The organism is Vibrio sp. MOR3, from assembly GCF_001557775.1.
In the GTDB taxonomy this organism is placed as follows: Bacteria; Pseudomonadota; Gammaproteobacteria; order Enterobacterales; family Vibrionaceae; genus Vibrio; species Vibrio jasicida.
This window is the reverse complement of sequence record NZ_LNRD01000017.1, coordinates 1-23520: the sequence shown is the minus strand read 5'-3', so window position 1 is coordinate 23520 and position 23520 is coordinate 1. Positions and strand designations below refer to the sequence as shown.

At 45.9% G+C, this 23520-nt stretch carries 25 protein-coding genes and 1 pseudogene; 11 read left to right on the top strand and 15 right to left on the bottom strand.

The annotated features are described in order from the left end of the window. Positions 1-35 precede the first annotated feature (35 nt). The gene (locus ATB76_RS23075; protein WP_038881678.1) at positions 36-992 is read right to left on the bottom strand and encodes a DUF2860 domain-containing protein; all 957 of its coding nucleotides are present in this window, start codon (positions 990-992) and stop codon (positions 36-38) included. A gap of 165 nt (positions 993-1157) precedes the next feature. Between ATB76_RS23075 and ATB76_RS23070 the strand changes: the two genes are divergently transcribed. Continuing rightward, complete coding sequence (locus tag ATB76_RS23070; protein WP_039976002.1) at positions 1158-2036, top strand: acyltransferase; 879 nt, start codon at positions 1158-1160, stop codon at positions 2034-2036. Between the two features lie 62 nt (positions 2037-2098). On the opposite strand, the gene ATB76_RS23065 is transcribed toward ATB76_RS23070, so the two are convergent. The 5 genes from ATB76_RS23065 to ATB76_RS28305 form a co-directional block, all read right to left on the bottom strand. Continuing rightward, positions 2099-2701, bottom strand: a complete 603-nt coding sequence (locus tag ATB76_RS23065) for a thiol:disulfide interchange protein DsbA/DsbL (RefSeq protein WP_038870173.1) — start codon at positions 2699-2701, stop codon at positions 2099-2101. A gap of 35 nt (positions 2702-2736) precedes the next feature. Next, positions 2737-3723 carry a serine/threonine protein kinase gene (locus tag ATB76_RS23060; RefSeq protein ID WP_038870169.1) on the bottom strand — a complete coding sequence of 329 codons (987 nt, stop codon included), beginning with the start codon at positions 3721-3723 and terminating at the stop codon, positions 2737-2739. A gap of 48 nt (positions 3724-3771) precedes the next feature. Then, the gene (gene ccoG / locus ATB76_RS23055) at positions 3772-5193 is read right to left on the bottom strand and encodes a cytochrome c oxidase accessory protein CcoG (RefSeq protein WP_061036161.1); all 1422 of its coding nucleotides are present in this window, start codon (positions 5191-5193) and stop codon (positions 3772-3774) included. 310 nt (positions 5194-5503) lie between these two features. Continuing rightward, on the bottom strand, positions 5504-5770 hold the full coding sequence (locus ATB76_RS23050; protein WP_038870166.1) for a YihD family protein: 267 nt from the start codon (positions 5768-5770) through the stop codon (positions 5504-5506). 122 nt (positions 5771-5892) lie between these two features. Continuing rightward, the gene (locus ATB76_RS28305; RefSeq protein ID WP_010645766.1) at positions 5893-6060 is read right to left on the bottom strand and encodes a hypothetical protein; all 168 of its coding nucleotides are present in this window, start codon (positions 6058-6060) and stop codon (positions 5893-5895) included. 295 nt (positions 6061-6355) lie between these two features. On the opposite strand from ATB76_RS28305, the gene ATB76_RS23045 reads away from it, so the two are divergent. Both ATB76_RS23045 and ATB76_RS23040 read left to right on the top strand, forming a co-directional pair. After that, positions 6356-7162: a sporulation protein gene (locus ATB76_RS23045; RefSeq protein ID WP_061036160.1), complete on the top strand. Its 807-nt coding sequence runs from the start codon at positions 6356-6358 to the stop codon at positions 7160-7162. 72 nt (positions 7163-7234) lie between these two features. Next, positions 7235-7888 carry a hemolysin III family protein gene (locus tag ATB76_RS23040; RefSeq protein WP_061036159.1) on the top strand — a complete coding sequence of 218 codons (654 nt, stop codon included), beginning with the start codon at positions 7235-7237 and terminating at the stop codon, positions 7886-7888. A 36-nt stretch (positions 7889-7924) separates the two neighbouring features. Here ATB76_RS23040 and ATB76_RS23035 read toward each other — a convergent pair whose 3' ends face one another. The 6 genes from ATB76_RS23035 to def all read right to left on the bottom strand — a co-directional run bounded on the left by ATB76_RS23035 (position 7925) and on the right by def (position 14348). Next, positions 7925-8560, bottom strand: a complete 636-nt coding sequence (locus ATB76_RS23035; RefSeq protein WP_061036158.1) for a DUF3157 family protein — start codon at positions 8558-8560, stop codon at positions 7925-7927. A 26-nt stretch (positions 8561-8586) separates the two neighbouring features. Next, on the bottom strand, positions 8587-10032 hold the full coding sequence (locus ATB76_RS23030; protein WP_038870160.1) for a TrkH family potassium uptake protein: 1446 nt from the start codon (positions 10030-10032) through the stop codon (positions 8587-8589). 9 nt (positions 10033-10041) lie between these two features. Next, the gene (gene trkA, locus ATB76_RS23025; RefSeq protein WP_061036157.1) at positions 10042-11418 is read right to left on the bottom strand and encodes a Trk system potassium transporter TrkA; all 1377 of its coding nucleotides are present in this window, start codon (positions 11416-11418) and stop codon (positions 10042-10044) included. A gap of 64 nt (positions 11419-11482) precedes the next feature. Continuing rightward, positions 11483-12766, bottom strand: a complete 1284-nt coding sequence (gene rsmB / locus ATB76_RS23020; protein ID WP_061036156.1) for a 16S rRNA (cytosine(967)-C(5))-methyltransferase RsmB — start codon at positions 12764-12766, stop codon at positions 11483-11485. 82 nt (positions 12767-12848) lie between these two features. Next, a complete protein-coding gene (gene fmt, locus ATB76_RS23015) occupies positions 12849-13796 on the bottom strand; it encodes a methionyl-tRNA formyltransferase (RefSeq protein ID WP_061036155.1) in 948 nt (315 codons plus the stop codon). Positions 13797-13829: 33 nt separating this feature from the next. After that, positions 13830-14348, bottom strand: coding sequence for a peptide deformylase (gene def / locus ATB76_RS23010; RefSeq protein WP_038870153.1), 519 nt, complete (start codon positions 14346-14348; stop codon positions 13830-13832). Between the two features lie 138 nt (positions 14349-14486). Between def and ATB76_RS23005 the strand changes: the two genes are divergently transcribed. From ATB76_RS23005 to ATB76_RS22990, 4 genes are read left to right on the top strand one after another with little or no spacing between them, the layout of a single operon-like run. Next, complete coding sequence (locus ATB76_RS23005) at positions 14487-15581, top strand: LysM peptidoglycan-binding domain-containing protein (protein WP_039976007.1); 1095 nt, start codon at positions 14487-14489, stop codon at positions 15579-15581. Further along, a complete protein-coding gene (gene dprA, locus ATB76_RS23000) occupies positions 15565-16674 on the top strand; it encodes a DNA-processing protein DprA (protein WP_061036154.1) in 1110 nt (369 codons plus the stop codon). Before ATB76_RS23005 ends, dprA begins: the two co-directional genes overlap by 17 nt. Positions 16675-16676: 2 nt before the next feature. After that, positions 16677-17156, top strand: a complete 480-nt coding sequence (locus ATB76_RS22995) for a DUF494 family protein (protein ID WP_061036153.1) — start codon at positions 16677-16679, stop codon at positions 17154-17156. A 23-nt stretch (positions 17157-17179) separates the two neighbouring features. Next, complete coding sequence (locus ATB76_RS22990) at positions 17180-17749, top strand: topoisomerase DNA-binding C4 zinc finger domain-containing protein (protein WP_061036179.1); 570 nt, start codon at positions 17180-17182, stop codon at positions 17747-17749. 65 nt (positions 17750-17814) lie between these two features. Here ATB76_RS22990 and ATB76_RS22985 read toward each other — a convergent pair whose 3' ends face one another. Both ATB76_RS22985 and purE read right to left on the bottom strand, forming a co-directional pair. Further along, positions 17815-18948 (bottom strand): 5-(carboxyamino)imidazole ribonucleotide synthase, encoded by a 1134-nt coding sequence (locus tag ATB76_RS22985; RefSeq protein ID WP_061036152.1) that lies wholly within the window; start codon positions 18946-18948, stop codon positions 17815-17817. 4 nt (positions 18949-18952) lie between these two features. Then, complete coding sequence (gene purE, locus ATB76_RS22980; RefSeq protein WP_005440742.1) at positions 18953-19438, bottom strand: 5-(carboxyamino)imidazole ribonucleotide mutase; 486 nt, start codon at positions 19436-19438, stop codon at positions 18953-18955. Between the two features lie 200 nt (positions 19439-19638). Here purE and ATB76_RS22975 point away from each other — a divergent pair, with 200 nt between their 5' ends. From ATB76_RS22975 to ATB76_RS22960, 4 genes are all read left to right on the top strand, one after another. Then, a complete protein-coding gene (locus tag ATB76_RS22975; RefSeq protein ID WP_042602370.1) occupies positions 19639-20196 on the top strand; it encodes an L-threonylcarbamoyladenylate synthase in 558 nt (185 codons plus the stop codon). A 34-nt stretch (positions 20197-20230) separates the two neighbouring features. Further along, entirely contained in the window at positions 20231-21148 is a 918-nt protein-coding gene (hemF, locus tag ATB76_RS22970) for an oxygen-dependent coproporphyrinogen oxidase (protein WP_042602369.1), read from the top strand. A gap of 98 nt (positions 21149-21246) precedes the next feature. Then, positions 21247-22080 (top strand): shikimate dehydrogenase, encoded by an 834-nt coding sequence (gene aroE / locus ATB76_RS22965; RefSeq protein ID WP_042602368.1) that lies wholly within the window; start codon positions 21247-21249, stop codon positions 22078-22080. A 3-nt stretch (positions 22081-22083) separates the two neighbouring features. Further along, complete coding sequence (locus tag ATB76_RS22960; RefSeq protein ID WP_038881695.1) at positions 22084-22347, top strand: DUF1488 domain-containing protein; 264 nt, start codon at positions 22084-22086, stop codon at positions 22345-22347. Positions 22348-22361: 14 nt separating this feature from the next. Here the strand turns inward: ATB76_RS22960 and ATB76_RS22955 are convergent. Beyond that, a pseudogene (locus tag ATB76_RS22955) lies at positions 22362-22914 on the bottom strand (gamma carbonic anhydrase family protein). Positions 22915-23520 lie beyond the last annotated feature (606 nt).

Here is a 23520-nt window from a genome sequence, read left to right as displayed (position 1 = left end):
AGCGAGTCTGGTTTGTACTCGCTGCAATATAAGGGTTAGAAGGTGTAGTTTAAACCGACCGACAACAAGTACTCTTTTTCATCATAAAAAGTAATGTTGGAATCCGTACTGCTATAACCTGCTAGTGAGATGAAAGACCAGTTGTCCCAATCAAATACATTTTTGTACTCGTATGCAGCAAACAAACTTAACTTATCATCGTTGCGAGTTTTACCAAACGTCGCGCTTGCTGATTCAAAGTCTTTAACCGTGTAGCCGGCAGTTAAGGCAACACGATGTCGATTGATAAACTGGAACCAACTTAAGTCCAATCCATAAGAGTTAAAGGATTCTGCGTCGCCATCTGCATCATGATAAATGTAAGTAAATGCGGGTTGTAGCATCGATGTGCGGCTGAGTGGAATTCGATAGTCACCTTTGATGTGGTAGATCTTAGCATCACGGGCCAGTGATGGATCGGTCACGGTGTCTTTTTCTACGTCTTTGTCTGCGTAAGCCAGATCAAGATTAAAGTTATCGTCTAAAAAGCGGTTGATCTGGAAACGAAAGGCGTTGCCACCCTCATCTGTGGTTTTTCTTTTTTGATTGGTTAAGTAAGGGTTTTGCCAGGTTTCCCCTTCCAAAATGGTCGGTAAATATGAGAAATCGAGCACAGTGCCTGAATCTAATTGGTATTTATAGCCCAATTGGAATGCCAAAGTACCGATAGCGATATCGGAACGTGTCGTACCTGCATACACTTGGTGGTTAAGTCGGTGACCGAATGTATAAGCTGCGTTGCCTAGAGGGGCAGCAATGAAAGAACTGTCGCTCTCGGCGCTTTCATTGAGAGAATTAATTGTGCTGCTATTATCCGTATTAAAGTGGGATTCAGATGAGACGAAGCCAGCATTTAATGAAACTTCGCCGCTAAAACCTGCGGTCTCTGCTAGTTGAGCCTGAGCTGTGCTGACGATAAAGGCCAAAGGCAGTAAGGTTAGCCTTGGATTCATTCGCGTTCTCCTTGTTTGTCGAATGAAGAATATTTGTTTGAGCGGTGGTCCAGTTTTACATTGCAACAAATCTGACCATTCTTACAAATGTTCCAATATGGCAATGGATTCGTATAATTACACGCTGTTTTATTGGTCACGCGCACAAGTTATCGATTGGTTACCATGTTGGCATATTTGTTACTCATTTTTAACGCTTCCTTTGTGATTATAAATTCTGCGATTTGTTCCATCGCAATTTGTATCATTGCTATTTTTAAGCTTTTGCTTCCAACAGCAAAGCTCAAAGCTAAGGGGACAGAGGCGGCCAATAAAATGATGTGGGTTTGGGCCACCATCAACATGGGTATTCTTGCCTTATTCAATCGCGTTGAATGGGATATTGAAGGCGGTGAAAACCTAAAGAAGGATGGTTGGTACCTCTTGATCAGTAATCATCTTAGTTGGACTGATATTGTTGTACTGTGTTGCGTGTTTAAAGATCGCATTCCGATGCCAAAATTTTTCCTCAAGCAACAGCTATTATATGTGCCTTTTATCGGAATGGCTTGTTGGGCGCTGGATATGCCGTTTATGCGTCGTTATTCGCGGGAGTTTTTGATTCGTAATCCACACAAACGTGGTCAAGATTTGGCAACCACGCGTCGTTCGTGTTCCAAATTCAAACATACTCCGACCACAGTAGTGAACTATGTCGAAGGGACTCGTTTTACCCAAGAGAAGCAGCGTAAGAGCCGTGCCGGTTACCAATACTTATTACAGCCTAAGTCAGGTGGTATCGCATATACATTAGCGGCAATGGGTGATCAGTTTGAGAACATTATCGATGTGACATTAGCTTACCCAGAAAACACAGATAAACCATTTAAAGACATTTTGATGGGCCGTATGACCAAGATTGTGGTGCGTGTGAACGTGTTGCCTGTGGATGAGAAGGTATTGGGGGATTACTTCAATGATAAGCCGTACAAGCGCCAATTCCAGCAATGGTTAGGCGAGGTTTGGCAAGAGAAAGATATCTTGCTGCAAGATATTCATAAATAATCCGAGCTAAAGTTAAATTGAAAAGGGGAGCATCTTGCTCCCCTTTTTCATTTCAATTCGAATTACTTAAGTGTCAGTAGGTAATCTACAAGAGCAAAGTATTCTTCAGTTGATTTGATGCCTTGCGCTTGAACTAGGTACTTGTTGTTCACGATTACTGCAGGTACACCAGTTAGGCCGCTGTTTTCAAATTGCTTGTCCATGCGACGAACCATTGAATCCACCGCGAAGCCTTTGAATGCAGCATCGAATTTCTTCGCATCTACACCTTCATCTAGGAAGATTTGACGAAGCTCTGCGTCGTCACGTGGTGCTTTACGCATGTTGTGAATGCGGTTAAACATCACGGGTACCATCTTATCTTCAATTTTAAGCGCAACCATGGTCGCATAGGCTTTGCTCATTGAAGGCCCCATGTTGCCCCCCATGAATGACACGTGGTTCTTTTGCAGTTTCACCCCTTCAGGTAGCTGCTTCTTCAACTGCTGAATGATAGGTTCAAACGTATTGCAATGTGGGCAGTAGAAAGAGAAGAACTCAGTAACGACAGGCTTCTTTGATGCTTCTAGATCCAATACTTTGTATTGTTCACCTTCTTTGAATTGCGCTGCATGTGCCGACAGGCTAAGCATCAGCATAGAAAACAGTGCGAACAGCTTTTTCATTTAAATAATCTCCATTTTGAATTGTTCGGCCCGACTTACCATTGAGGCATTAAAGACAGTGGTGCTTCTTCTAAGTTGGCAATCTGCTCTTTAAATCCAAGGACCTGACCTTCCCAGTATTTTGGCTCATTGAACCATGGAAAAGCGAGCGGAAATGCCGGGTCATGCCAACGTTTTGCTAGCCATGCCATATAGTGCACCATTCGTAGACCGCGAAGTGGCTCGATTAGTTTCAATTCTGCCGAGTTAAAATCGCAAAACTCTTGGTAACCTTCTAAAACAATGTCCAATTGCATTAGCTTATCTTGACGTTCACCATTGAGTAGCATCCACAAGTCTTGCACCGCTGGGCCATTACGTGAGTCATCTAAATCGACGAACATTGGCCCATCACGCCATAAGATGTTACCCGGATGGCAATCACCGTGCAGACGAATGGATTTAAAGCCGTCTTGCCAGTGGTTTTCGAGTGATTTGATCAGCATGTCTAAATCATTGAAGAAACTATTTTCCAAATGCATTGGGATCATATTGGCGTTTTGCAAAATCTCTCTTGGTTGGTAGAGATACTCTTGTAGACCAATGCTTGGACGGTGCTGAAACGCTTGTTTGCTTCCCACTTTATGAATACGACCTAAAAAGCGACCAACGCCTTCTAATTGATCGAGGTTATCCACTTCAAACTGACGACCGCCAACACTCTCAAACAAAGCAAAGCCGTAACCTTGATAGTGATGCAAGGTGTGACCATTAATGCGAACGGGTGGGGCGACGGGAATTTCGTTGTCGATCAGTTCAAGCGTGAAATCATGCTCTTCTTGAATTTGCTCATTGCTCCAACGTTCTGGGCGGTAGAATTTTACTACGTAGCGTTGGCGTTCTTCGTCAGTGAATTGGTATACGCGGTTTTCATAGCTGTTGAGAGGCAGAAATCCTGACTCTGCTCGAATACCGATGCTCTCTAGCGCGTACCACATAAAGTCAGGCGTCAGGGCATCAAAGTTGAAAGTACCTTGGGACATATAAATAAAAAGGCTCATTACTGAGCCTTTTTCCATTGGTCTTCGAAGTTATAGCTTCTTGATGAATCGGCTTTCTACTTCGATAGTGAATTCGTTGCTCTTATCGGTGAGTATAAACTGAATTGTCGTAATCGCGGAGTTTAGCGTGTCAGGATCAACGCCAAGACTCATTGGTAAGTTCAAGACTTCTCCAGGTTCAACTTGAATCGTTTGTTTGCCATACCAACTGACATCACTCAAGCCTTCCACGTTTAAGTCATACTTTTGAACTTGTTGGGTTTTGTTGATCACTTTGAGGGTGTAGGTGTTTTCCACTTCACCTGAGCTATTAACGCGGAACAACTGATTACGATCACGCAGTACACTCATACCTGCCGGGTCAACGGATGCGACTTGTAGGAAGAACAAGCCAATCATCACCAATAATACTGCACCATAACCAAGCAGTTTGGGACGCATGACCTTTGTACTCTTGCCTGAGAGGCGATGTTCTGTGGTGTAGTTGATCAGACCCTTTTCATAGCCCATGCGTTCCATGGTTTTGTCACAGGCGTCAATACATGCACCACAGTTAATGCACTCATATTGCAAGCCATCGCGAATATCGATGCCAGTTGGACAGACCTGAACACACAAATCACAGTCGATACAGTCACCGAGCCCCATTTGTTTATGATCTGCTTTACGTGAGCGAGGACCTCGCTTTTCTCCGCGTTTGGTATCGTAACCAACAATGAAGGTGTCTTTGTCGAACATGGCGGATTGGAAGCGTGCATAAGGACACATGTGAATACACATGATAGAGCGCATCCAACCTGCATTACCGTAAGTACAAATGGCGAAGAACATCACCCAGAACACTGGCCAGAAGTTAGCATTGAAAGTAAAGAAGTCGATAACCAACTGTTTCATCGGTACGAAGTAACCAACAAAGGTGAAACCTGTCGCAAGGGCTATCGCAAACCACGCGATATGTTTGAGGGTTTTGCGTATCGCCAAATTGGTGGTCAACTTATTGGAATCTTGTTTATGGCGTTTATTGGCGCTGCCTTCTAGCTTTTCTTCAAACCAGATATACATGAAGGTCCACACGGTTTGTGGGCACAGATAGCCACACCAAACCCGACCTAAAAAGGTGGTGATGAAGAATAACCCAAAAGCGGAAATCACAAACAACAGGGCGAGCAGGGTGAGATCTTGAGGGTACAGAGTGGTGCCGAAAAAGTTGAACTGCTGGTTTCCGATATCCAGCAAAATGGCTTGGCGCTCTCCGTAAGGAATCCACGGAACCAATGCAAACAGCAACAACAAAAACCAACCACCATAACGGCGTAGCTTTTGAAAGGTGCCTTTGCTCTCACGCACATAGATACGATTACTTGGGTTGAAACGGTCCCCATTCCCTTTGTGGGTTTTGGGATTAAAGGTTTTGGGAGTCACATCTTTGATATCGATCTTATCCTGACTCATGAACGCTTCCTTCTTTCGGCTCTTATAATGTGCGGCGACATTTCTATTGATGACGCTCAATGACATTGCTGTTTTGCCCAGACGGTGAATCATGACTGGGCATAATTATTTTAGTAAATACTGATGAACGGCGATTATACAATCAATAACAATTCCGTTTCTTTAACACTGTCAACGTTTAACAACAAAAGTCAGTACAGTTAACCTGATAAATGGCTGAACAGTTATAAATGGCTTTTCGAACTGGTTGATTTAGTTATAAAAAAAGCGACTTAAATGAGTCGCTTATCAGTATTGGGTGTTGAGCCGTTTACTTGATGATACCGCGAGCGCGAAGGATGGCGGTTTTAAAGTCATCTTCTTGGTCTTTCTTTAGACCTGGGATCATTTCGTCTTTGCTGCTATTGCGCATTTTGAGGTGGTAGATCAACACATCATCAGTCAGATCTTCCAATTTGCCTTCATAACCCGCTTCGTTTGCCAGTTTAACGATGAACTGTAGCAGGTTCATTTCTTGATCTTTATGCCACTCTGGCTCTAGTAGCTCAAGCAGCTCTTCAATACGATGACACTTCATTTCTTTCTCCACAGAATTTATAGGTGTTATTTGCTACTAAAGGTATCAAATTGCTTGGCGAACACCAAATAGGAAAGGGCGGAGAGAAAAGAAAAAAGCGCGGTGACTGCCGCGCTTTTTAATTAAGCTGCTTTAATAACTTTGTTTGGAACACTTGGCATAATCGCTGTCTTCTCAACCAGAGTCATTGTTGGCGCAACTTGTTTTGCCTTTGGCGCAGCAGTAAAACCACTGCGACGGCGCATTGCACTACGATTAGTGTGTGCGAACCTGACTGTTGTTGGGCGCATTTAGATACCTAACTGCCAGGCATATCCATTGCCGATGTAATGGCCTGAGTCACTATGAGTTGAGCTTCAACTGCTTGAAGGGTGGCTCTTCTGGCTTTCGCCAATCCAAATAATGAATCAGGAATAATGATATGCATGCATATCGTGTATAGGTTAGCACTCCTGCCATAATTGGTCGATAGTTGAACAGTTGAATTGTATGGATTTTATCGTTTTTGAGCTTAGAACAAGGTGAAATTTGTTTTGATCCCATGATCAGCAGTAGTAGTATGAGAATTCTACGAAGGAGGTGCATATGTCATTTTTGAAGAAGACACTGGCAAGTTTTGGGATCGGTAGTGCTAAGGTCGACTCGGTCCTGAATCAAGATGTGCTATATCCCGGCCAGAGCGTGGATGTTTCTATCCATGTCTATGGTGGAGCGACAGAGCAAGCGATCGACAATATCGACCTCAAACTTTGCTGTCGTTATATCGCAGAAGCCCCAGATGATCGTGGTGCTCGTGAAGGACAGAGTATGCGAAGAGTGCCGCAGACTCATGTTTTGGCGAAGTGGAACCTCCCTTATGCATTTACCATTCACCCTGGTGAAGAGCGCACCTTTGACGTGAAGCTCGACGTACCATGGAACACGCCTGTCACTATTGGTGATGCCCAAGTCTGGCTTGAAACTGGCTTAGACGTCGCCATGGCACTAGATCCAACCGACAAAGACATTCTCACTGTTAGACCCGACCCACTTATGGATGCCATTTTGTCTGCTTTTGAATCGCAAGGTTTGCGTATTCGACAAGTGGAGTGCGAAGAAGTGAAAGGCTTTGACCTCCCATTTGTGCAAGAGTTTGAAATGGTGCCAACCGACGGCCCATATCACGGAGTATGGCGAGAATTGGAGTTTGTTGCTCACCGCGACGAGACAAACCTGAAGTTATGGTTTGAAGTTGATCGGACTCGTAGTGGTGCTTGTGGCATGTTAGCTAGCCTACTCGGCAGTGGGAAATTAAAACGTGAGTTGAGTATTCCAATCAATACTAAATTGGATGATGTTGGCTCATTAGTGCTCAACTATCTTGATCAAACTACCGCGGTGCACGAGTTCTAATTTAAGCTTACACGTGTAAGCCTAATGTGCCATACTAGAGTGAATATTCAAAACTCTAGTATAGGCGCGTTCATGTCCTCACCTCAGAAAGCACAATACAGTCAGGGCGAAGAACTGGCCAACTCCATTACTCATGGTATTGGAATGATCTTCGGCATTGTTGGCTTGGTTCTGCTTCTCATCAAGGCTTTCGATCATCAAGCGGATGCGCTGACCATTACCAGTATGGCTATCTACGGCTCGAGTATGATTGTCTTGTTTCTGGCATCCACGCTTTACCATGCGATCTCATATCCGAAAGCCAAGCGCTGGCTAAAAACGTTTGACCACTGCGCTATTTATCTACTGATTGCAGGTAGCTATACGCCATTTTTATTAGTGAGCCTACGTACGCCACTAGCAATTGGGTTGATGATTGTGATTTGGACCATTGCTCTGATCGGTATCATCATGAAAGTCGCGTTTGTTTATCGATTCAAAAAATTGTCTTTGATGACGTATTTGGTTATGGGCTGGTTATCGTTGATTGTGATTTACCAACTGGCGATAAATCTGGATATTGGTGGTTTGACGCTTTTAGCTGCGGGTGGTTTGGTGTATTCAATAGGGGTGATTTTCTACGTTGCCAAACGAATTCCTTTTAATCACGCGATTTGGCATGGCTTTGTGTTGGCGGGTTGTGTCTGTCACTTCTTTGCGATTTATTACTTTGTCGAGCCTATCTAACATAAAGATAAACTCGACAAAGTGATGTGCCATATATTAGCGAGTTTTCACTTCTAATACTTCTGCAGAGAACTGGTACTGCTGCGACTGTGGCACTGCCAATTTAATTGTTTTACCTTGCTCGGCCTGTTGTGGGCGAAGGTAGGTATCTGCCATGCGTTTGATAGACTGCCAAACCGTGATGTTTTCTTTCGCCAATTGTTTGCCAGCCATATCGAATACCTGTACTTCCACTTCTACCTGAATCACTGATTGTGAGCTTTGGTTAGTGATAGAAGTTGGGAAAATCAGTTCACCATCTTCATAGCTCGCCGAGCCAATCAATACATCCACACCTGAATCAGACAGCTGCATGGTTGGCTTCTTCGCGTTTACAACAACGGTGGTTCCGACTTTCTTGTTCACAACTGGAATCGTCGCTATCTCTGTTGTTGTGTCTGGTGCAGCTACTGTTGCTACGGCTGTTGTCGAGGCTACCACTGCCGCCGCTTCTACCGCTTCTACGTTTTCTAGTGTCGTTTCTGTGGCCTTTGGTGCGGTTTTATTCACGACATATTCCCACGTGAAGTCGTCGTTCAGTTTTATTTCGCGCCCATCCGCAAGCTTCACGACTTCTGCCGCGTAAACGGATGAAGTGGCTAGTAGGGTAGCCAGAGTGATCCATGTTTTCATTGTTATACCTTTTATTTTAAGTCTGCTTATCTACGCCAAAACGCCGGGAAGAACAGTACAAGAATAGTCAAAATTTCTAAGCGTCCCATTAACATACCAAAGCTTAGGAGCCATTTCGCTGTGTCTGGTAAAGGCGCAAAGTTACCTGTTGGGCCAATCACGCTACCCATGCCAGGACCTACGTTTGCTACCGCAGTAATCGAACCAGAAATACTGGTCACAGGGTCTAGGCCAAGCGCACTTAAACAGCCAGCGATGAAGATAATGGTAATAAAGAACATCAAGCCAAATGCCACCACTGAGCGAACAATATCGTCGTTCACTGGGCGTTGGTTATAACGTTGAACGAATACGCCAGATGGGTGAATCAGCTTCATGATTTGCTTGTTAAGTAACGTCATCGCGATCTGGAAACGGAAGATTTTAATCCCGCCAGAGGTCGAGCCCGAACATGCACCTGCCATCATTAAGAAGGCAAACAGTGTCGTTGGGAGGGCGCCCCATGCGGTGAAGTCTTCTAGACCAAAGCCAGTGGTCGTAACGACAGAGACGATGTTGAACATGGATACACGCAGTGCATCCAAAATGGTGTAACCATCACGAAGCACGAGCCAAGCAGAAACCACGAGACTTGAGAACAAAAACAAGTAGGCAAAACCGCGCACTTGGGCGTCTCGTATTAAGACTTCGACACTGCGCTTACGTAACGCGGCAACAAACAACAGGAATGGCAGACCACCAAGGAACATAAAGGTGGTGGCCACCCAATGTGCGCCATTAGAGAAGTGGTTCATTGAACCATCTGATGTTGAGTAACCACCCGTTGATAGGGTGGTGAAGGCGTGGTTGATCGCCTCAAACAGGTTCATGCCAGTCAGCAAATAACCCACAATGCACAAGCCTGTCAGCATCAGATACACTAATACGATGTTCTTCGCGACGGTCTTGGCTCTTGGACTACTTTTGTCTGACCAATCAGACGATTCGGTTTGGAACAGTTTCATACCACCGACGTTAAGCATTGGTAGGATGGCAACCGCCATTACGATAAAGCCAATGCCCCCAAGCCATTGCAAGATAGATCGCCACAATAAAATGCTCGGAGCCATGTTGTCTAAGCCACTGAGCACTGTAGATCCGGTTGTCGTGATGCCAGACATGGTTTCGAAGTAAGCGTCGGTAAAGCTAATGTGGTTGATGAATACGAATGGTAATGCTGCAAAGGCACTGGCGATGGTCCACACCAAACTGGTGATGAGGAACATATCGCGAACACTGAGCTTGAATTTAGCGGTTCGACCAATCGTCAAACAGATGAATGCGGCTAGGTGGGTGATCACAACGGCTTGGGCGAAATCGAGGAATCCGCCCGTACCTGTGAAAAACGCGACCAAAGTCGGCACGTACATAAAAAGGGCCAGTTTGGATAAAACCAGCCCGATAACAAACAGTACGGGACGTAAGTTGACCATAGGAAAATCCTAGAGGAAGAATGGACTCGGCTGGAACAGCGCTTCGACGTCTGGTACGTACTTTTTGTCGACCAGGAACATCACGACGTGGTCATCTTGTTCGATGACGGTACGGTCGTGTGCGATAAGAACTTCTTCGCCACGAACGATAGCACCAATGGTGGTTCCTGGTGGGAGTTTGATATCGCCAATCGCGCGACCTACCACCTTGGATGTGGTTTCGTCACCGTGCGCAACGGCTTCAATCGCTTCTGCCGCGCCACGACGCAGAGAAGATACGTTAACAATGTCAGCACGACGAACGTGCGTCAGTAGGGCAGAAATCGTCGCTTGCTGTGGTGAGATAGCCACGTCAATCACACCGCCTTGCACTAGGTCGACATAAGCGCCGCGCTGGATCAGCACCATCACTTTCTTTGCACCCATGCGTTTTGCCAACATCGCAGACATGATGTTGGTTTCATCCTCGTTGGTTAACGCGATGAACACATCTACTTGGTCGATGTTTTCTTCTGTTAGCAGTTCTTGGTCTGCCGCATCACCACAGAAGACGATGGTGTTTTCAAGCTGCTCAGACAGTTTTTCTGCACGCTGGTAGTTACGCTCAATCAGCTTGACGCTGTAGGTTTGCTCAAGGCGTTTGGCTAAGCTCGCACCGATGTTACCACCACCAACAATCATGATGCGGCGATAGGGCTTCTCGAGGCGCTGAAGTTCACTCATTACTGAGCGGATATGGTTACTTGCCGCAACGAAGAACACTTCATCATCAGCTTCAATGATGGTGGTGCCTTGCGGACGTATTGGACGACCTTGACGGAAAATCGCAGCAACACGAGTATCGATGTGTGGCATGTGTTCACGCAGAGCGGATAGAGCGTTACCAACCAGCGGGCCACCATAGTAGGCTTTTACTGCGACTAGGCTGACTTTTTGCTCGGCAAAGCTGACGACTTGTAATGCGCCAGGGTATTGGATGAGGCGTTCGATGTAGCTGGTTACCAGCTCTTCTGGTGCGATAAGGTGATCGACAGGGATTGCACCAGATTTGAATAGCGCTTCTTTTTCTGCCAGATACTCTGGAGAACGAATACGTGCAACACGGTTTGGGGTATTGTACAGAGTGAAGGCAACCTGACACGCGGCCATATTGGTCTCATCGGTGTTGGTCACCGCAACTAGCATGTCGGCGTCTTGTGCACCTGCTTCACGCAACACATCTGGGTGGCTCGCGTGACCATTAACAACACGAAGATCGTACTTGTCTTGCAACTCTCGCAGTCGGTCGCCATTTTTGTCGACGATGGTGATGTCGTTATTCTCACCAACGAGGTTTTCTGCCAATGTGCCGCCAACCTGACCAGCACCAAGAATAATGATTTTCATACTCTTTACTCGTTATCTGAAAAAGGCGATTGAATTTGCTTCAATCGCCCTATTTAGCATGCTGTTACGCGTGTTTTTTTGTTAGCACTGCGTAGTAGAAACCATCCATATCTTCTTCACCTGGTAGAATCTGACGACCAGGTTGTTCGGGATCAGAGTCCACTAGTTGCGCATCAGCAGTACGTGCTAAGAACGCTTTTACTTGCTCCACGTTTTCTTGTGGTGTGATTGAGCAAGTCGCGTAAACCATGGTGCCGCCCGGTTTCAGTTGCGTCCACATTGCATCAAAAATTTCGCTCTGTAGTTCCGCAAGTGCGGCGATATCATCAGCACGACGTAGCCATTTGATGTCTGGGTGACGACGAATTACGCCCGTTGCAGAGCATGGTGCGTCCAACAAAATGCGATCAAATTGTTCGCCTTGCCACCATTCTTGAGGATTACGCGCATCGCCGCAAACCACTTTTGCCTGAAGGTTGAGACGCTTCAGGTTTTCGTGCACACGTTTAAGACGTGTGTCGTCGCAGTCAATCGCTACCACTTCGCTGCCAGACGTACGCTCAAGAATGTGCGCTGTCTTACCGCCCGGTGCTGCACAGCAGTCTAGGATCAGCTCGCCATCTTTTGGTTCAAGATAGTTAATCGACAGCTGTGCTGCCGCATCTTGCACCGATACCCAACCTTTTTCAAAGCCCGGCAGTTTCATCACATCGCATGGCGCGGCCAATTTTAGGGCGTCCATTGCTTGTGTGTGTGGCGTGCTATCAATGTTTTCATTTTTGAGCAGCGTGAGGTATTCATCACGAGTGTGGTGCTGGTGGTTTACACGCAGCCACATTGGCGCTTTTTGGTTGTTGGCTTCAACAATGCTTTCCCACTGCTCTGGGTAAGCTTCTTGCAGCAGTTTAAGTAACCAGCTTGGGTGGCCGTACTTGCCCGCATTGTTGCTGACCGCCATTTGGTCTAGTTCTTCTTGGTTGCGCTGGTAGTTACGCAATACCGCGTTGATAAGACCGCGTAGACGAGGACCTTTCAGCTCTTTAGTACCCTCAACTGTTTCACCGACTGCAGCGTGCGCAGGAATACGCATGAAGCTTAGCTGATAAATGCCTACCAAAATAAGGTGATGGAAAACGCGTTGTTTGCCTTTTAACGGCTTATCCATCAACTGGTTTGCAATCATTTCTAGGCGAGGGAGGTAACGTAGAGCGCCGTAACAGATCTCTTGTAGAAGAGCGTGGTCACGTGGTCTTACGTTTTGTTGAGCCGCTGGAAGAGCGCTTGAAAGTGAGTAGCCCTTGTCGACGACAAGATACAAGACGTTGGCAGCCGCAGCGCGAACATTCATGATGAGTACCTTAAAGTAAAGGAGGGCATCTCTGCCCTCTAAAAGTTCGTATTATTGGTCTTTGACATTATTGTCTGGCTTTTTAAACCAGTTGGGTGCCAACTTCAAACCAAGATGCACGTGAGTTCAAAATATCTTGAACTGACATGGCTTTTTTACCCGGAACTTGCAGTTGTTCCAGTACCAGTGTGCCATTGCCTGTCGCAACATAAATGCCGGTTTTATCTGTTTGCACAATAGTGCCCGCTGGCTTGTCACTGGTTTGTTCCGCCACACGGCTTTGCCATACTTTGATGCTGTTTTCAGCCGCTTCAAAGTGGCTCATTGGCCATGGGTTGAATGCGCGAACGCAACGCTCGATGTGTGCCGCGTCGTCATTCCAATTAATGCGTGCTTCTTCTTTGCTCAGCTTCTTCGCGTAGTTTGCAAGCTCGTCATCTTGCTTCACTGGCTCAGCTTTACCTGTTGCGATGTCTGCTAGGCAGTCAATCAGAGCATCAGGGCCTAAGCCTGCAAGTTTTTCGTACATAGATGCGCTGGTGTCACTTGCTTCAATCGGCAATGTTGCGATTTTCAGCATGTCACCTGTATCCAAGCCAATGTCCATCTGCATGATGGTTACACCTGTTTCTGCATCACCAGCCCAAATTGAACGTTGGATAGGAGCAGCGCCGCGCCAGCGAGGAAGAATCGAACCGTGTACGTTGATACAACCTAGTTTAGGTGTGTCTAGCACAACTTGTGGAAGCAATAGGCCATAAGCTACTACTACCATGATATCGGCGTTTAGATCGGCAAGCTCTTGCTTGGCTTCGTCTGATTTGAAGTTTTCTGGCTGATAAACCGGAATGCCGTGCTCTAGCGCGATGGTTTTTACTGGGCTGGCAGTAAGCTTTTTACCGCGACCAGCAGGGCGGTCTGGCTGAGTGTAAACCGCAATTACTTCGTGCTCCGAAGACAACAACGCCGCCAAGTGACGGGCGGCGAAATCCGGAGTACCTGCAAAGACAATACGTAAAGACTGACTCAAGGTAGACTTCCTTCTAATTAAATTGTATCGAGATCAAGCGTTTTGCTGTTTCTCGTTAAAGCGTTTGATTTTCGCTAGCTTGTCTTGAATACGCTTGCGCTTTAGTGGCGATAGGTAATCAACGAACAGTTTGCCCATTAGATGGTCTAGTTCGTGCTGAACACAGATTGCTAGCAGATCGTCAGCGTCGAAAGTGTATTCTTTGCCATCGCGATCTAGGGCTTTAACGGTAACTTCAGCAGCGCGAGCTACAAGTGCTCGAGCACCAGGTACCGACAGACAGCCTTCTTCAATGCCATCTTCGCCACGCTTTTCCAGAATCTCAGGGTTGATAAGCACCATTGGCTCATCGCGAGTCTCTGAAATATCAATTACTACGATACGTTTATGGATATCAACCTGCGTTGCCGCAAGGCCAATACCTTCTTCGTCGTACATGGTTTCAATCATGTCATCGACGATTTTTTGAATCTCAGGTGTCACCTCTTCTACAGGTTTTGCAACGGTACGCAGGCGATCATCTGGGAATGTTAATACTTGTAATACAGACATATTCACTCGAAATATTGAACTGTGCCGTAACAGCACAAACCTTGTTGGCTCAATTCTAGACATTTTATGACCTAAATGACAGCATCCTGATACCAATTTCCATTCCGGTAACTGCCTAACAGACCAAGGACGAGGGTCATGAATCGAATTTTCCGCAACGTTTCTCGCATTACGTTGCCGTTACTTTTCTCTTTCAGTGCCGTAGCAAACACGGACTCCCAACCACTTACCGTTAAAGACGATGCACCCAAAACTTACGTTGTGGTGAAAGGTGATACGCTGTGGGATATTTCTGCTTTGTATTTGGATAGCCCTTGGTTGTGGCCTCGTTTGTGGCAGGTAAACCCAGAAATAGACAACCCACATCTGATTTATCCCGGTGATAAGCTCTCTTTGGTTTGGATTAATGGCCAACCGGTATTGAGTTTAAAGCCGGTTAAAAAGCTTAGCCCTCAAGCGCGTATCACGGAAAGAAAAGCGGTACCGACGGTTGCGGAAGGGTTGGTGATGCCTTATCTGAAATCCGATCGCTTAGTGGATGATGAAACATTAGAAAATGCAGCCAAAGTGATGGGCAGCAGTAAAGGCAACAAATTCCTTACTGCGGAAGACACGCTGTATATTAGTGGTGAGCAAACTTCGGCAGGATGGGCTATCTATCGACCTGTAGAAACCTTCTCGCGAGATGATGTATCAAAGCAAATCACGGCATTACGTTTGATTGCTAAAGGTGAGTTGGTCGAGGCGTCGAGTGAATTTTCTGGTCTGAAGATCACCACGCAATTGCAAGAGATTGTCCGTAACGACATTGCTTTGCCAGTTCAAGTTCTTGATAACGGTGATTTCTCTGCAACATTCTATCCGTTGCCATCACCACAAGGCTCTTCTGCGAAATTATTGGGGAATATTGAAGGTATCCGTTATAGCTCGACCAACCAAGTTGTGGTGATAGATAAAGGCACATCGGATGCGCTTCGCCAAGGCAGTGTGTTTGATTTGAAAGAAGACGCACACCCAGTATTCAAAGACGGTGATGACTTTGCCAAAGATAATGGTTTGCTCGATACGAAAATTACCTTACCACAGAGCAAAGTTGGGGAGTTGTTAGTGATTCGCCCGTATGAGTATTTCAGTCTTGCTCTGATCACCAATAGCACGAAGCCAATCAACAAAGAGGTATCTGTGGTTTCTCCTCTGGTAGAGGAATCGACTACCAATGCAACCACACAATGATACCGACCTCGCTGCCTGGTTAAAGCTCAGCTGCTTACCAGGCATTGGCGGGGTTAAGATGAATAAGCTGCTGACCAAAGACACGCCGAATAACATTGTCCAGTACTCGACTGAACAGCTTCTCCGCCTTGGGCTGACGATGAAACAGTTACAAGCATGGTCTGAGGTCGATAAAGAAGTCGATGCTTGTTTAACTTGGTTAGCATCCTCTTCCCATCATTCTATTCTCACCTTGGCGAATCCACTTTATCCTCCACTTCTTAAACAAACGGTCGCGCCACCTCCTTTATTATTTGTAAAGGGAGATGCGAGCTGTTTGTCTCAACCGCAAATCGCCATGGTTGGTAGTCGTAATGCTAGTGTGGATGGGTTGCAACATGCTCGTAGCTTTGCTTCAGAACTCGTACAACATGATCTGATCGTGACCAGTGGCTTGGCTTTGGGTATTGATGGTCATGCTCATGATGGTGCGCTTATGGCGGGCGGTAAAACTATCGCTGTCTTAGGTTCTGGGTTGGAGCAAGTGTACCCCGCCAGGCATCGTGGTTTAGCGCAGCGTGTCATGGAGAATGGCACTCTCGTTTCGGAGTTTCGTCCAAAAGCGAAACCTCGTGCGGAAAACTTCCCACGTCGCAATCGAATTATTAGTGGTTTGTCGTTGGGTGTATTGGTGGTGGAAGCGGCGGAAAAAAGTGGCTCCTTGATTACTGCTCGTTATGCTCTGGAACAAGGTCGTGAAGTATTTGCGCTTCCTGCCTCTATTCATTCGCCCAATGCGAGTGGCGGTAATCAATTGATTCGTAACGGTGCTTGTCTCGTACAAACTACTCAAGACGTGTTAAATGAAATACAGTCACTGCTTGATTGGTCTATTAATCAGAGCCTAGATTTATTTTCTGCGCCAATTGATGAAGAAGAATTGCCATTTCCTCAGCTGTTAGCTAACGTAGGAAATGAGGCTACACCAGTTGATATTCTTGCAAACAGGACCAATATACCTGTCCAAGAAGTCATGATGCAGCTCTTAGAGCTTGAGCTTTCAGGGCATGTTGTTGCAGTATCCGGTGGCTATATTCGAAAGGGGAGGGGCTAGCTATGATGATGGATATACTTATGTATCTATTTGAAACCTACATCCGTAGCGATGCAGATTTACAGGTCGATCAAGACGAGTTGGAAGATGAGTTGCTTCGTGCAGGTTTCCAACAAAAAGACATCTACAAAGCCCTTGTCTGGTTAGAAGAGCTGGCGGCGTTGCAACAAAGTGACGCACATTCTGCTATCTCGGCTTGCATTGCAGCGGCATCGACCCGTATTTATACATCGTCTGAGATGCAGCGTTTGGATCTTGAATGTCGTGGTTTTCTATTGTTTCTAGAGCAAATCAATGTTCTGACTACGGAAACTCGCGAAATGGTTATTGATCGTGTGATGGGGCTAGAAACTCATGAATTTGAGCTTGAAGACCTGAAATGGATCATTCTTATGGTGCTGTTTAATGTGCCGGGCAACGAAAACGCCTACACGCTGATGGAAGAGCTGCTATACACCAAGGAACAAGGTATTCTTCATTAATATCTTCTGCTTGAGCGATGAGTATGAGTAGTAAAATCGATCACAACCTTTTCTCGGCACATGAGCATGCGCTTGAGCGCGAACCTTGTCCTAAATGTGGTGGGGAAGTCTCTCTTAAACACGGTAAGCATGGCCCGTTTTTAGGTTGTAGCCATTATCCAAGTTGCGATTATATCAAGCCGCTACACAGCAATGATGGCCACATCGTAAAAGAGTTGGGCGTGCCTTGCCCGGATTGCGGTAATGAGCTGGTATTGCGGCAAGGGCGCTACGGTATGTTCGTTGGCTGTAGCCATTACCCAGCATGCCATCATATTGAGTCGATTAACCAACCTGAGCCAGAGCAGCAAGCGAAAGAGCAACACGCTTGCCCTGAATGTGGCAAAGGACATTTGGTTGAGCGTAAAACCCGATTTGGTAAAACATTCTACGCGTGTGATAACTATCCGAAGTGCAAGTTTGCGGTGAACTTGCCGCCTGTAAGAGGCAGCTGCGAGGAATGTGGATTTACCTTGTTGGTAGAAAAGAAACTGGCCAGCGGGGTTAAACTGCAATGCGCGAGCCGTAAGTGCCAGCATACTCAATCACAATAGCCTTCAGTTCTAATTAAAAAAGGGCCGCACGATGCGACCCTTTTGCTATTTATTCAGAAATATTTCTACGCTTGCCACTGCTTAGCGAATTCATGCACTGCAGGGAAGGCTTCTTCATCGAGAACATCTGCCAATGCACACAGTTTACGATTCAGCTCGCCAGTATAATCGCCGCACACGTTGATGTGACCCATCTTGCGACCCGCACGTTTTTCTTTGCCGTACCAATGAATGTGGCAACCATCCATTGCTAGCAATGTTTCTGGCACTGTGTCTTCACCAAGAATATTAATCATCGAGGTTTCACGAACCAGCTTAGTGCTACCCAAAGGCATGCCACACACGGCGCGTAGGTGGTTCTCAAACTGACAGGTTTCTGCACCCTGTTGAGTCCAGTGGCCAGAGTTGTGTACGCGTGGTGCGATTTCGTTAACCAGCAAAGTGCCGTCAACGTCAAAGAACTCCAGCGCTAACACGCCAACATAATTTAAGTCGTTGGCTACGGCCGTGAACATCTGTTTTGCTTGCTCTTGCAACTCTGGTGCATCAATCGCAGTAGAAAGGCTCAATACACCATTGGTGTGGACGTTCTCTGCCAGAGGGTACACTTCAACGCTGCCATCTTTACCGCGAGCACCAACCAGTGAAACTTCGCGGTTAAAAGGGACAAATTCCTCAGCAACAATTGCTTGAGTCTTTGCTGCCGCGATGCACTCTGCCATCTCTGTCCAAATGCCTTCGACTTGAGAAGTTTCTTTTAAGCGCCATTGGCCTTTACCATCGTAACCACCCAACGCACTTTTCAGAACCATTGGCATACCAACGTGTTCAATTGCGCGGTCAAAGTCTTCACGATTTTCGATTACGTAGTATTTCGCGTTACGTACGTTTGCATCATCAAGCAATGCTTTCTCAATACGGCGATCACCACCCGCTTTGATGGCTTGCTTACTTGGTAGGAACTTACCACTGGCTTCACACACATCAAGCACGTCATGTGGGATATGCTCGAACTCAGCAGTAATGACGTCCACTTGTTCAATCGCATTCTCTAAGCCGTTACCTAGTACATGCTGAGTCAGTGGATGAACGATGTTACCACTGCCCACATCGTAAGCTGAGATTTGAATATTCAGTGGCGCACCAGCCAGAGACATCATACGAGCCAATTGGCCCGCACCAAGAACCAGTACATGCATCTGATTAATCCTCAGCAGGGTTTGGGTTCGCCAATACGGTTTCCGTTTGTTCGTTACGGAACGCTTCGACTTTTGCCATGATCGCTTCATCATGTGTACCAAGGATTTGAGCTGCTAGGATGCCAGCGTTTGCTGCGCCAGCTTCGCCAATCGCCAATGTACCAACCGCAATACCTTTTGGCATTTGTACGATAGAAAGCAGTGAATCCATGCCTTTCAGTGCACGAGACTGAACTGGAACACCAAGTACAGGTACGCTGGTAAACGCTGCTGCCATGCCTGGTAGGTGAGCGGCACCGCCTGCACCCGCGATGATGACTTTAATGCCGCGTTCTTTCGCGCTGCTTGCGTAATCAGCCAATAATTGAGGAGTACGGTGAGCTGACACCACCTTTGTTTCGTAAGACACGCCAAATTGATCCAGCATGTCTGCTGCTAGTTTCATGGTTGGCCAATCTGATTTAGAACCCATGATGATACCGACTTTCATCTCAAACTCCTTCAAGCTGCAAAATTAGGTGAGCTGATAAATTTGTGCGCATTATACGGGGATTTTTACCTCAAGCAAACGTTTGCGTGCGTTTGTAAATGGTATTGATACATTTTATAAACAAATTGATTTAGTCTCTGAGAATGAATATTTGTACACTTAGTGCAAACACAACAGATAAGATTATCAGGAAGTCATCAGTGGATAACTTTGAACAGGTGCTCGAAGCACTACAAAAAGGCGAAGTGATTGCCTATCCAACAGAAGGTGTATTTGGTGTCGGCTGTGATCCAGATAACCCAGAAGCGATTCAAAAGTTGCTAGAGCTAAAGCAGCGCCCAGTAGAGAAAGGGCTCATTCTTATTGCGGCTAGCTATGAGCAGCTTTTGCCTTATGTTGATGAATCTCAGTTGACTCAAGATCAGTTAGATGAAGTCCATGCGACGTGGCCAGGGCCATACACTTGGATTATGCCCGCGAGTGACAAAGTCTCTCTCTGGGTATCGGGTCAATTTGATTCGATTGCCGTACGTGTGACGGATCATCCTTTGGTACAAAAGATGTGTAATGCGTTCGGAAAGCCGCTAACCTCTACCAGCGCGAATCTTACAGGTCTGCCTCCTTGTATGACGACGGAAGAAGTCGAAGAACAGTTAGGTGACCGACTTGTTGCGATCTTACGTGGTAAAACCAGTGGTCGTGACAAGCCGAGTGAAATCCGTGATGCTAAAACCTCGCAAATATTAAGACAGGGCTAACCCTGCTAGTCAGCAATCAATAGGTACTACACGTATGTCAGCAATCGATAAGCACGCCGTAAAGCAGTTCTTGATGTCACTTCAGGATTCCATTTGTCAGCAATTAGAGCAAGAGGATGGAAAGGCCGTCTTTGTCGAAGATGAATGGCAACGTGAAAAAGGAGAGCGTCTTGGCGGCGGTGGCCGCACTCGCGTATTGCGTGGTGGTCATATCTTCGAGCAGGGAGGGGTGAACTTCTCTCATGTCGAAGGTAATGAAATGCCAGCATCTGCGACGGCGCATCGTCCAGAGTTAGCGGGTCGCCGTTTTGAAGCGATGGGTGTTTCTTTGGTTATTCACCCTAAAAACCCTTATGTACCGACTTCACATGCCAATGTCCGCTTCTTTATTGCAGAGAAAGATGGCGAAGACCCAATTTGGTGGTTTGGTGGTGGTTTTGACCTAACGCCTTTCTACCCATTTGAAGAAGATTGCCAATCATGGCACGACACAGCAAAACAGCTTTGTGCGCCATTTGGTGACGACGTTTACGCAGAGCACAAAGCATGGTGTGATAAATACTTCTTCCTACCACATCGTAATGAAACTCGCGGTGTTGGTGGTCTGTTCTTTGACGACCTAAACCTGTGGGAATTCGACAAGTGTTTTGACTACATCAAAGCGGTTGGCGAAGGATATTGCCAAGCTTACCTGCCGATTGTATCTCGTCGTAAAGGTATTGAGTACGGTGAGCGTGAGCGTGAATTCCAACTATACCGCCGTGGTCGCTACGTTGAATTCAACCTTGTGTATGACCGCGGTACTCTGTTTGGTCTACAAAGTGGCGGGCGTACAGAGTCGATATTGATGTCGATGCCACCTCTTGCTCGTTGGGAATACAGCTACGAGCCACAAGCAGGTTCTCCAGAAGCAGAGCTTTACGAGCGATACCTAAACCCACGTGATTGGTAAGTACTGAATCTCCTTTTCTATATAGATAGATAGTGATAGGGTCATCTGTAATCAGATGGCCCTGTTTTTTCTATATAGTAAGGAATGAAGGTAAGGAAATGACTCAGCAAATTGATCGCTATGCCGTGTTTGGTAACCCTATCGGGCACAGTAAGTCACCGTTCATACACACCTTGTTTGCACGCCAAACCAATCAGCCTTTGGTATATACCGCAGAAAGCGCTCCTATTGATGGTTTTATCGAAGCGGCGAAGGTGTTTTTTGCTGAAGGTGGTAGAGGTTGCAACATCACCATGCCATTTAAAGAAGATGCTTATCAATTTGCTAGTCGCCTCACAGAGCGCGCTCAGCTAGCGGGTGCGGTCAATACACTAAAGAAGCTTGATGATGGAGAAATCATTGGTGATAACACCGATGGTGCGGGTCTAGTACAAGACTTACTTCAGTATCAAGTCATGTTGGAAGGTGCACGAATCCTGATCATCGGTGCTGGTGGTGCTGCTCGTGGTGTGATTAAACCACTCCTTGAGCAAAACCCTATCTCTTTAACTATAACCAACCGTACCTTTAGCAAAGCTCAGGAGCTTGCAGAGTTGTTTGTCTCTCATGGCCCGATCACAGCCAAAGAGATGGGGAGCATTGATGAAGAATATGATGTCATCATCAACTCCACTTCCGCTTCTCTTAGTGGTGAGTTGCCTGCTATTTCTTCTTCTATCTTTGGTAGCAATAGTACTAGCTACGATATGATTTATGGCAAAGGAGTGACGAGCTTTAATTTATGGGCAAAAGAAAACGGTGCTGCCTATGCGTATGACGGTCTTGGAATGTTGGTAGGGCAGGCAGCGGAAAGCTTTATGTTATGGCGAGGTCTACGCCCTGGCTCAAAACAAATTCTTAGAGAGCTAAGAAAGAATCTTGAAGGTCAGTAATCAATGAATCAATCCATTCTGTTCCCTGACATGCAGTCTTGGGATGAAGCATCACAATCGGTAAATTTTGCTGCGCAGCAATCAGGTGCGCTGATTGAGTGTTATGTCACTAAACAAAAGTTAGCAAAACTCAGTGGTTCACTGATTGAAACTGAGCAAGCGGCAATCAAAGTATTTACTGATTACCGCTTTGATCTTGAAGAAATCGCCGAAGAGTTAATAGAAGAGGAAGCCTTCAGTGAAGAAGGCCATATCATCATCGATTAGCGGGCTATTCCTAACTACTCATTGATGTCTTCCACATTCGTTAATGTAGTCGTTTTTGTTCTGCACATAGTTATTGGCAGACTTTTGCAAGAAAGCTCGTTCTTTCTCTGATAGAGGGCGAGCTTGTTTTACCGGACTGCCCACATATAAGTAACCACTTTCTAATACTTTCCCCGGTGGGACTAAACTTCCAGCGCCTATCATTACGTCTGATTCGACAACAACGTTATCTAAAACGATTGCTCCCATACCAACCAATACACGATCGTGGATTTCGCAGCCGTGTAACATGACTTTATGACCAATAGTGACATCATTACCAATGATTAGCGGATAGCCGTTGGGATTCTCAGCATTTTTATGGGTTACATGCAGTACGCTACCATCTTGAATATTGGTTCGAGCACCAATATGAATATGGTTCACATCACCACGAGCTGCAACTAGTGGCCAGACACTCGAATCGTCGCCAATACGAATATCACCGACTAAAACAGAGGTTGAATCTATGTATACACGTTTACCTAGCTGTGGGCGTATGCCTTTATAACTTCTGATTGAACTCATCTTTACTCCTTATAAAGCGCCAATAACAGTGATATCTGGTGAGAAGAGTAGCAAAAACTCGGCTTTTAGAATAAAAAACATTCAAACGATAAAAAAATCAAAAAAAAGGTGAAAAATGGCTTGCCAATGTGATCGCAATCTCTATAATGCCACCTCGCTGACACGGCAACGCTTCGAAAGAAACGAAAGCCAAGTTAGCAAGCCAATTAGCCAAGCGGAAACGCTTGAAAGAAAGTTTGAAAAAAGTGATTGACACTAAACTTTAACTCGCTAAAATGGCCGTCCGATTTGAGCAAAGCTCAATAGGCAAGCTCTTTAACAATATAGACCTATCAATCTGTGTGGGCACTCGTTGATGATAATCCAATTAGAAATTTCTCTTAATAAAGAGCGGTTTCAAATTAGGTTTCAATGAACTGAGTGACCAATCAAGTCGCAAGACTTGGCACAGTCAATTCATTATCGTTCTGTTGGAATGATAATAGCTTTAAAATTACTTCTTACTTTCGAGTAAGGATGAGTTTTGAAGTCAGTATTCGTTGAGCCGAACAAAATCTTAAATTGAAGAGTTTGATCATGGCTCAGATTGAACGCTGGCGGCAGGCC